Raw genomic sequence first — 5,888 nt, forward strand, 5'->3', positions numbered from 1 at the left:
ACACCGGCAGAATCTGGTTTCGGATTCTGCTAACGTCATTCTGTAAGAATGACGCCCAGACACCCCTGCCAAAAGGAGCGCCTCTCAGAAGAGGCGGGGCCCCTCAGAAGGGGCGGGATCCCTCTGGACTCCCCTTTTTCATCACCCTGTTAGACTCGATCCGGGATACGTGTTTGCCCCCTGGATTCCAGCCTGCGCTGGAATGACATCAACATCCATCATACGTAAAGATATATACGAGACACTACACTAGAAGAGGTCGGCACTCCCGGCCTCTTTCGCTTTTTCAGGGGAAGAAACGAAAAGCACTGGCTCTTCAGACCCTGACAATCATACCAGGGAAATCTCAGTGGCTATCGTCTTGTGTCTGCCTGCTGCGGACCGGAGACATCATCAGCGCCGCAACGACTGCTGCTACCGGTATCGCGGACATGGCAAGCCATATGCCCTGATAGCTACCCCAGGTGTCGAAAACCCAGCCTGCCAGGGCCGGGCCTCCGATGCTCCCTGCCATGTTTATGCCAATAACCAGGCCAAAGACGGTGCCGAAGCTGCGACGACCGAAGTACTCCTGAATCAGCGAAGGTCTCATTACATTGAGCCCGCCGTATCCAATCCCGAAGAAAACCAGAAAAGGCACCAGTAACCACGTGCCGGCGGTGGCGGTGTATCCAAAACAGAACATTCCCAGGCTCATCATGGAGAAACCGACCGCCGTGGTCATTTTCCGGTTGAACCGGTCACCAAGCCAGCCGAAACTAAGTCTGCCGAGGATGCTGGTCAGCGGGATGGCGGTTGCCACGATACTTGAAGTTGACCGTGCCATGCCGATGCTGCTCAGGTAGGGCATGACGTGGGTGATAATGGCTGTCACCAGAAAGACATGGCAGGTGAAGGCGAGGGCCACAATCCAGAAGGTGACGCTCTTGAGGACTTGCCTGACACCGATGTCCGCAATGTCAGGCTCCGACGGGGTAATAGCAGGAACACCATCAGCAGATAGGTTTCGGTCTGCTGTCTCTCCGTCCGGCAGATAGCCGTATTGCTCCGGCTTGTGGCGGAAGACTCTGGAGAGCAGCACCGGTATAAAGAGCATCCCCGCGGCAAGGAGCATAATTGTCGGGCGCCAGTCGTAGGTTTCAATCAGCTTGACCAGTGCCGGTACCATCAAGCCACCGAAGCCGAAGCCGCAGACGGCTATACCACTGGCGATGCCCACTCTACGCCGAAACCAGTTGGCCACCGCCGTCATAAGGACAGTCATGGTGCAGGTGCTCATGCCAATGGCGATAAGAACAAAGGCACCGTAAAACATACCGAGAGAAGTAGTCTGGCTGAGCATGTACAGTCCCAGAGAGCCCAGAATTGCCCCACCAAATATCAGTCTCCTCGGACCCCAGCGGTCGGTCAGGATGCCAACCAGTGGGGCCAATAAGCCCATTTCCATGCCACGCAGTGAGGCGGCCAGTGATATATGTGTGTAGCTCCAACCCATCTCGTTGGCTACCGGTTCGAAGATGGCCGTGAACCCGTAGAATACCCCGCCACCAACGTACAGTGCGATTGCAAATGAGGCAGCGACAATCCACCACCCGTAGAAAATGGAAGGACGTCTGATTCTCATACTATACCAGTCACCACGGCTTCACTGGTCCTTTCACGGCAGAAGTGTGCACGAAGTAGGGGCTTGCAGTCGCCGGCTTACTTCCGGGGTCGAGCGACTGTCTATACCTAATATACAGAGTAAGAGTCGTTCCGACAACCGGCAGGCATACTGGTATTACGAATACCGTATTTGCTATAATGGCAGGATGTACGGGCACTGGCTCGAAGGTTCTTCTCCTCTCACATTCTTCAAGCTTCATCAGTGGACGGCCTGAAATACTATACTTGAGGCAACGATGAAATTCACTAAAATGCAGGGTGCCGGTAATGATTTTGTGCTGGTGGAAGCCGGCGATAGTCAGCGCGATTGGTCGGAACTGGCGGTGGCCATGTGCGACCGACATTTCGGTGTTGGTGCCGATGGCCTGCTCCTCCTGCTGCCATCGGATAGGGCGGACTTTCGTATGAGAATCTTCAATGCGGATGGGTCCGAGTCCAGTGCTTGCGGAAATGGCCTGAGATGCATGGTCAAGTACTTCCTGGATAGCCAGGTGGGAAATAGGCGGGCTGCCGAGATATCGGTAGAGACTATGGCCGGGGTTCGTATAGCGCGGATTCGAAAGACTGACGGCGAGGTGGCTGAGATTCAGGTCGAAATGGGTAAGCCGGGAATCGGGCAGGAAAATGCCCCGGTAGAACCGGATAGGGGGGGCGATGCTGCTCTTGACATAAAGACACGGATGAGTCGCTCGATAACTGTACTGGGCAGGGGACTGGACCTGTTTCTGGTGTCGATGAGTAATCCTCATGCTATCCTTTTCACTGAAGAACCGGTTTCGAAATTTCCATTATCTGAGATAGGGCCACAGGTAGAGTGCCACCCGGAATTTCCCGGTAGGACCAACTACGAAGTTGTTAACGTTCGGAGTCGTAATCTGGTTGAAGCCCGCGTCTGGGAACGTGGGGTAGGGGAGACCCTGGCCTGTGGAAGTGGTGCCTGTGCGATAAGTGTCGCGGCTCAACTGCTTGGTTATGTGGACCGCAGGGTTGATGTGGCATTACCCGGGGGAGTACTGAACGTAGAGTGGGACGGAGCAGGGGAAGTGTTTCTCAGTGGACCGGCGGAGACGGTCTTCAGTGGCGACTGGCTCTGAGTGATAGCGGATTATGGAACGCGGGAGAGGAAGGGTATAGTTATGAAGAAAATGGCCAAAAGGGTTGAAAAATTACCTCCTTACCTTTTTGTAGAAATCAGCAGGAAGATTGCTGAGAAGAGGGCGAGAGGTGAAGAAGTAGTCAGCTTCGGCATCGGTGATCCGGACATGCCAACACCGCCCCATGTAATAGAGAGGTTATGCCAAGAAGTGAAAAAACCGGCTAACCATCGCTACCCGGAGTCGGAAGGCTTGCCCGAACTCCGACGGACGATAGCCGATTGGTATCAGAGGCGCTTTAATGTTTCCCTGGACCCTGAGACGGAGGTATTACCCCTTATTGGTACCAAAGAAGGTATCGGACATATGGCCTTCTGCTTTGCCGAACCCGGGGACAGCGTCCTGGTACCGGACCCGGGTTACCCCGTCTACTCGGTGGGCACACTTCTGGCCGGTGCACAGCCTTACTATATGCCCCTTTTGGAAAAGAACGACTTCCTGCCTGACCTGCGCCGGATACCGGAAGACGTATTGAGGAAGGCTACCCTCATGTGGATTAACTACCCCAACAACCCGACTTCCGCGGTGGCCGACCTTCCGTTCTACATCGGGGTAGTGGAATTTGCACGGGCGCATGATATTTATGTGTGTCATGACGGGCCGTACTCCGAGGTCGCCTATGATGGCTACCGACCGGTCAGCTTTCTTCAGGCAGACGGAGCCAGGGACACAGGTGTGGAGTTCCATTCCCTTTCCAAGAGCTACAACATGACCGGATGGCGTATTGGCATGGTCGTGGGTAATCCTGTAATGATAGATGCCCTGAAGCGCCTGAAATCAAACCTGGATTCCGGTATCCCGCAGGCAATCCAGTACGCGGCGATTGAAGCTATGACTGGTCCGCAGGACTGTATCGAGGAACACAATGCCGTCTACCAGAGGCGACGTGACCTGGTGGTCGACATGCTGATAAGAATGGGTCTGGAGGTAACTCCTCCGCGAGCGAGTCTGTACGTCTGGGCGAAGGTCCCACAGGGCTATAATTCTGTGGAGTTCGCCAATGACCTGCTGGAGAAGGTCGGTGTGGTCGTGACCCCGGGAATTGGCTACGGTAGAAACGGTGAGGGCTATGTGAGGTTATCCCTGACACTACCTGATGCCAGCCTGGTGAAAGGCTTATCCCGTCTTGCTGAATGGCAGGACTCCAGGAATCGATTCAAGCCCAGGGTGTAGTCCGGATATAGTCGGAATATCCTGGCAAGAGAGGTTTCAAGATAGCAAAGACCACTGTTGTCACTCAATCACCTACGGAGCGCGCCTTCCTGGTGGCAGTTACCAGGAAGGCCGGGGTTCATACGGTATCTACCGAAGATTCTCTGGAAGAGCTGGCACAGCTCGCCGGGACAGCCGGTGCCCGGGTGATCGGTAAGCTCACCCAATCCCTTCCGGTGCCCTCGAAGTCGTACTATTTGGGCAAAGGAAAGCTTGCCGAGCTTCAATCACTGAAGGAGACTGCTGGTTATGATGTTGCTGTCTTCGACGACGAGCTCTCGCCACTGCAGCAGCGAAATCTGGAGGAGAGCCTCGATGTAAAAGTTATTGACCGCGCTGCACTGATTCTGGACGTATTTGCCAGGCGCGCCCGGACCCGCGAGGGCCAGCTTCAAGTAGAGCTGGCACAGCACCAGTACCTGTTGCCGCGTCTGGCCGGGCAGTGGAGCCACCTGGAGAGACTCGGCGGTGGTATTGGTACCAGGGGACCGGGCGAATCGCAGCTAGAGACCGACAGGCGTCTTATCCGGCGCAGGATTCATCACCTGAACCAGCAGATAGAGCGGGTCAGGAAGCAACGCATGCTGTACCGCCAGAGGCGAAGGAAGAGTGGTATCCCGGTGGTGGCGCTGGTGGGATACACCAATGCCGGCAAGAGTACGCTGCTGAACGCCCTCAGTCGAGCGGACGTTCCCAGTGAGAACAGGCTTTTCACCACCCTGGACCCGACCACGAGACGTATCACCCTTGCGGACCAGAGTCCTGTCCTGTTGAGCGATACAGTTGGATTCATACGTAAGCTGCCACCAGCCATAATAACCGCGTTCCGCGCGACACTCGAGGAACTCTCCGAGGCCAGCATGCTCCTCCATGTGGTCGATTTCGCTTCACACCGTGCTCCGGAGGAATGCCAGACAGTGGAAGACATCCTTGCCGACCTGAACCTGGCCGACAAGCCGATTGTCACGGTCCTGAACAAGGGCGACCTTCTCCTGGACAACAGCCGTACCTGGACGGAGCAGGAAGCCCTGGAGTATCTTTCATCTCAGAGTGAGAGTCAGAACGAGAAAGTGGTCCTTATCTCCGCGGTAAGGAAATGGGGGCTATCAGGACTGCTGGAATTAGTGGCTCGTACCCTGGCCGATAATACCACACGGGTACGTGCTTATTCCGGTTGATTGCAAAAGCTACATGGTCGGGTCAGGCATCTACGGCAGGCTCAAAACTATCAGATATCAAGCACAGCCTGGCCGGCTAGAACTCGTTTGACGGTATTTCGTGCCCAAGGCTCGAAATACATGTCTACTCCGACCACGCTCTTACCTTGTTTGTAGGGGACCCGGTAGAGGGTGGCATTCCACCTGGAGAGACGATGGTATACATCGTTGTCGTCGGTATAGAGGGCCAGCTTGTTGCCGATTCTTCGCAGTTCAGCTACCATTTGGCATACTTTACTACAAAGAAGGCTGATAGGCAATACCTTTTTGCAGCCGAATTGTCATTATTCGGGTGTTCTACTGTTAGGCCGTTCTTTACATAATATATTGCACGCTGTATTTGGGAAACATCTCTGCTCATAGAAGTTTTTTTGAGAGAGCACAACGTTCGCTTAGATATTGGCTTGGTAAACGACGCACTGAGAGCCAAATCTAGGCCCCTTAATATGCATTATCGGTCTTCCGGTAATGCCCGGCACTGTAAAACACGCTTTCAAGACCTTTACCATAAATGTGTTGCAAGGAACGCTCTAACTCTCTTTAATCTAAAAATAGAGGTTAACGATGTAAGCATGGTTATTCTGAAAGGTAATTAGATAAGAAATACCGACAAAGCAGGGGATTAAAGTAGATTGTGAGG

The 5,888-nt window shown here is 54.2% G+C and carries 5 protein-coding genes; 3 read left to right on the forward strand and 2 right to left on the reverse strand.

The window, feature by feature from the left end; all coding sequences use genetic code 11:
* Positions 1–346: 346 nt before the first annotated feature.
* Positions 347–1,624, reverse strand: coding sequence for an MFS transporter (locus tag VMW13_04725; GenBank protein HUV44118.1), 1,278 nt, complete (start codon positions 1,622–1,624; stop codon positions 347–349).
* Positions 1,625–1,901: 277 nt separating this feature from the next.
* Here VMW13_04725 and dapF point away from each other — a divergent pair, with 277 nt between their 5' ends.
* From dapF to hflX, 3 genes are all read left to right on the forward strand, one after another.
* The gene (gene dapF, locus VMW13_04730) at positions 1,902–2,759 is read left to right on the forward strand and encodes a diaminopimelate epimerase (GenBank protein ID HUV44119.1); all 858 of its coding nucleotides are present in this window, start codon (positions 1,902–1,904) and stop codon (positions 2,757–2,759) included.
* A gap of 42 nt (positions 2,760–2,801) precedes the next feature.
* The gene (locus VMW13_04735) at positions 2,802–3,992 is read left to right on the forward strand and encodes an LL-diaminopimelate aminotransferase (protein ID HUV44120.1); all 1,191 of its coding nucleotides are present in this window, start codon (positions 2,802–2,804) and stop codon (positions 3,990–3,992) included.
* A 92-nt stretch (positions 3,993–4,084) separates the two neighbouring features.
* Positions 4,085–5,209 (forward strand): GTPase HflX, encoded by a 1,125-nt coding sequence (hflX, locus tag VMW13_04740; protein HUV44121.1) that lies wholly within the window; start codon positions 4,085–4,087, stop codon positions 5,207–5,209.
* A gap of 50 nt (positions 5,210–5,259) precedes the next feature.
* On the opposite strand, the gene VMW13_04745 is transcribed toward hflX, so the two are convergent.
* On the reverse strand, positions 5,260–5,472 hold the full coding sequence (locus VMW13_04745) for a hypothetical protein (GenBank protein HUV44122.1): 213 nt from the start codon (positions 5,470–5,472) through the stop codon (positions 5,260–5,262).
* Positions 5,473–5,888: the final 416 nt, after the last annotated feature.

The sequence above is a fragment of the Dehalococcoidales bacterium genome (assembly GCA_035529395.1).
Lineage (GTDB): Bacteria > Chloroflexota > Dehalococcoidia > Dehalococcoidales > Fen-1064 > DUES01.